General features: G+C 71.6%; 5 protein-coding genes. 3 read left to right on the forward strand and 2 right to left on the reverse strand.

Features of this window, described 5'->3' with window-relative positions; genetic code table 11:
• On the forward strand, positions 1-436 hold a 436-nt coding region (locus tag AB0J09_RS58835), incomplete at its 5' end, for an SAM-dependent methyltransferase (RefSeq protein WP_360712066.1).
• Positions 437-440: 4 nt separating this feature from the next.
• Here AB0J09_RS58835 and AB0J09_RS58840 read toward each other — a convergent pair.
• Both AB0J09_RS58840 and AB0J09_RS58845 read right to left on the reverse strand, forming a co-directional pair.
• Positions 441-1,316, reverse strand: coding sequence for an aminoglycoside phosphotransferase family protein (locus tag AB0J09_RS58840; RefSeq protein WP_360712069.1), 876 nt, complete (start codon positions 1,314-1,316; stop codon positions 441-443).
• 77 nt (positions 1,317-1,393) lie between these two features.
• A complete protein-coding gene (locus AB0J09_RS58845; RefSeq protein WP_360712072.1) occupies positions 1,394-2,248 on the reverse strand; it encodes a hypothetical protein in 855 nt (284 codons plus the stop codon).
• An 87-nt stretch (positions 2,249-2,335) separates the two neighbouring features.
• On the opposite strand from AB0J09_RS58845, the gene AB0J09_RS58850 reads away from it, so the two are divergent.
• Together AB0J09_RS58850 and AB0J09_RS58855 are read left to right on the forward strand one after the other, a co-directional pair.
• On the forward strand, positions 2,336-3,097 hold the full coding sequence (locus tag AB0J09_RS58850) for a DeoR/GlpR family DNA-binding transcription regulator (RefSeq protein WP_360712075.1): 762 nt from the start codon (positions 2,336-2,338) through the stop codon (positions 3,095-3,097).
• Positions 3,094-3,767 (forward strand): hexose kinase (locus AB0J09_RS58855; protein ID WP_360712078.1); only part of this gene is annotated, 674 nt, incomplete at its 3' end. The genes AB0J09_RS58850 and AB0J09_RS58855, both read left to right, overlap by 4 nt.

The following is a 3,767-nucleotide window of genomic DNA, read 5'->3' on the forward strand; positions in this document are numbered from 1 at the left end:
GCTCGCCGCCCATCCCAGGCGCGACCAGGTGCGGGCCCGGCTCGTGGAGCTGGACGAGTACAACGTCGCCGCCGCCAGGCGGGCCGCCCCTCCGGGTGTCGAGGTGGTACGGGGGGACGCGGCGCTGCTCGACGCGTACGCCGGCGCGGTGCCCGCGGACCTGGTGCTGGTGTGCGGCGTGTTCGGGAACGTGAGCGACGACGACATCCGGCGCACGGTCGGCCTGCTGCCGCGGCTCTGCGCCCCGGACGCCACCGTGATCTGGACCAGGCACCGGCGCGAGCCCGACCTGGTGCCGCGGATCTGCGGCTGGTTCGAGGGCGGCGGGTTCGAGCGGGTGCAGGTGGAGGGGGAGGGAGACGGCGTCGGCGTACACCGTTACGCGGGCCCGCCCGTGGCGCTCGAGCCGGGCGCGCGCATGTTCACGTTTTTCTGACGGCCTACAGCCGCTGCCGGAGCCAGTGCAGCGATGCCGTGCCCAACGCGGTGGCCATGTCGACCAGATGGCGATCGACGCCCGGTCCGACGTTGGCCGCCAGCCGCAACAGGAAGCCGGCGTGCATGGCGAGGAAGACGTTGATCGGTTCCTGGCCGAGGTCGCGAGTCAGCGGATGCTCTTCGGCGAACGCCTGCGGGTCCAGCCCGCTCAGCGAGGCGCTCGAGAGGAGTGTGAGCACATCGCAATGCGGGGCCCCGACCCATGCGTGGGGCCAGTCAACGACGAAAACGCGATCCGGGGTGAGCATGATGTTGAACGGGTAGAGATCTCCGTGCAGGAGCGTCTCGCCCGTAAGAGACGAAGCAGCCGCCTCCTCGAGTGCGATCAGTTCATCGAGATGATCGCTCGCCCACCGCGACAACGAGGCAAGGCGTGCGGCACCGCCCTCGTCCGCCAGTGCGAGCCACCCGCCGAGCCGTGGCCGCGCCAACGTGGCCGGGTCGATCGGCGACGGGGTCAGCACCTGCGCCAACCTGGTCGTGGCCGCGAGCACGCGGTCGAACTCGTCACGCTCCCACGGCTGGGCCGGCAGCCGTCCCTCGATGTCCTCGAACACCAGGGCCACCCACGTGCCGTCGTCATAGGCGTCGAGCAACCGGGGCGCCGGCACCCCGTCGGGCAGCCGCCGGGAAACCTCGATCTCCCGGCGGTGGAACTGCGCCACCCCAGGTGCCACGAGTGAACTCGCCGCCTTGACGAACGCCCGTCTGCCATCGGCCAGGCGCAGCCGGGCGGCCACGCCCTCGGAGAAGCCGCCCGGCTGGCTGATCGCGCTGATCACCTCGCTTCCGAGCAGCTTCTCGATCGACGTCCTCACCTCGGCAGGCACCTCGGCCCAAGCGATGCGCTGACCTCCGGTCGCCTGTGGCATATGCGGCGAAGGACCCCCTTGATTCAAGAGATGCTCCGGTACAGCTCGCCCGTCAGCGTGGTGATGCGCTTGACCGAGGCGCTCCACGTGCCGCCCGCCGGGTGTGCCGTCAACACCGCCACCACGTACCGCTCGTTCTTGCCCACCAGCCCCGTCGTGTGCAGTACCGGCCGGCCGTAGTCGGGCACGCCCGAGCCGGTGGCCCGCTGGGAGATCCACGAGATGGGCGCCCCGGCGGCCCGGGCGTCGGAGCACCGCGTGGGCGGCGTCGTGCCGAACCCCGACCAGCCCTGCTTGACCGCCCACGGCCGCGGCACCGCGTCGGGAATGCCGAACGTCTGGTCGAAGCTGTCGGTCCCGCACGGCGTGGACTGCCGCAGGTGGCCCAGGATCGTGTCCCTGACCCTGGCGTCGGCCCTGTCGAGCAGGTAGCGGTAGGTCCGCACGATGTCGTACGCGCTCAGCGAGGTGTAACCCCAGAACCCGGGCTTCGAGGCGGGCGGCGGCGCGGTGTCGGACAGGCCGAGCTTGCGTGCCATGCGCACGATGATCTGCCCCTTGCCGTCGCGGTCCCAGAACGTCGAGGCCGCGTCGTCGTCGCTGGACCGCAGCATGATCTTCAGGAGCTTGGCGTCGGCGGCGGGCACGCTTTTACGCCGCTCCAGGTAGTCGATCGCGATGAGGATCTTGACGACCGAGGCCGACCGGAACTTCCTGTGCGCGTTACGCGTGGCCACGAACTTGCCCGCCTGCCGGTCGAACACCAGCCACGAGGCCGTCGTGCCCGCGGGCACCCTCGGCGTGGCCTGGGCCGGCGTGGCGAACCCGACGACGAGGGGTACGGCTGCCGCCGCGGCGGCCAGGGGCATGATTCGCATCGCCTATACCTACCAGCCCTTGACCTCCCAACGAAAACGGGTATAAACCAAGAGGAAACCAACACGAAACGGCGGTGAATCAACATCATGTACGCCGAGGAGCGGCAGCAGGAGATCCTGCGGAGGGCGCGGGCGGCAGGCCGCGTCGACGTGGTGACGCTGGCCGCCGAGCTCGACGTGACCACAGAGACGATCCGCCGCGACCTCACGTCGCTCGAGCGGGCGGGCGTGCTGCGCCGGGTACACGGGGGCGCGATCCCCGTGGAGCGCCTCGGGTTCGAGCCCGCGCTGGCCGCCCGCGACGAGGTGATGACCGCCGAGAAGGAGCGCATCGCCAAGGCGGCGCTGGCCGAGCTGCCCGAGGACGGTTCCGTGATCATCGACGCGGGCACCACCATGGGCCGGCTGGTCAAGGTGCTGCCCGCCGACCGCGAGCTCACCGTCGTGGTGAACTCGCCGCCGCTGGCCACCGCGCTCGCCGCCCGCGCCAACCTGCACGTGATCATGCTGGGCGGCCGGGTGCGCGGCAAGACGCTGGCCACGGTCGACGACTGGGCGCTGCGCCCGCTGGCCGGCCTCAACGTGGACGTGGCCTTCATGGCGACCAACGGCTGCTCGCTCACCAGGGGTCTGACCACCCCCGACCCAGCGGAGGCGGCGATCAAGCAGGCCATGGTCAGGGCCGCGCAGCGCAGCGTGCTGCTGGCCGACCACACCAAGTTCACGAACACGTACCTGGCCAGGTTCGCCGACCTGAGCGAGATCGACGTGGTGATCTCCGACACGGGGCTCGACGTCGCCCTGGCCGCCGACCTCGCGGCGGCGGGCCCGGAGGTGATCAGGGCGTGATCCTCACCCTGACGCTCAATCCGAGCCTCGACCGCACCATCGAGATCGCCGCACTCGACCGCGGCGCGGTCATCCGCGCCGCCGCCGCCCACCTGGACCCCGGCGGCAAGGGCGTCAACGTCTCACGCGCCCTGCTGGCCAACGCCGTGTCGAGCCGGGCGGTGGTGCCGTTCGGCGGGGACGAGGGCAGGCAGCTCGTACGGCTCCTCGCAGCGGAGGGGCTCGACATGGTCACCGTTCCCGTGGCCGGCCCGACCAGGTCGAACGTCACGCTGGCCGAGCCTGACGGCACGATCACCAAGATCAACGAGCCGGGCACGGCGCTGTCAGCCGAAGAGCTGGACACGATCGCCGACGCCGTGCTCGACGCCGCCCACGAGGCGGACTGGGTGGTCGCGTCGGGCAGCCTGCCCCCCGAGGTCCCCGCCGACGTCTACGCCCGGCTGTGCCGCAGGTTCACGGGAGCGGGCATCCACATGGCGGTCGACACCAGCGGCCCGGCGCTCGCCAGTGCGCTCGGCGCGTCGCCCGCGCTGGTCAAGCCGAACCTCGAGGAGCTTTCCGGCGCCACCGGCATGCCCATCCGCTGCCTCGGCGACGTGATGGAGGCCGCGGGCAAACTGCGGGCCGCGGGCGCGCGTGCCGTGCTGGCCAGCCTGGGCGCCGACGG

It is taken from the genome of Nonomuraea sp. NPDC049784 (genome assembly GCF_040659615.1).
Classification (GTDB): Bacteria; Actinomycetota; Actinomycetes; order Streptosporangiales; family Streptosporangiaceae; genus Nonomuraea.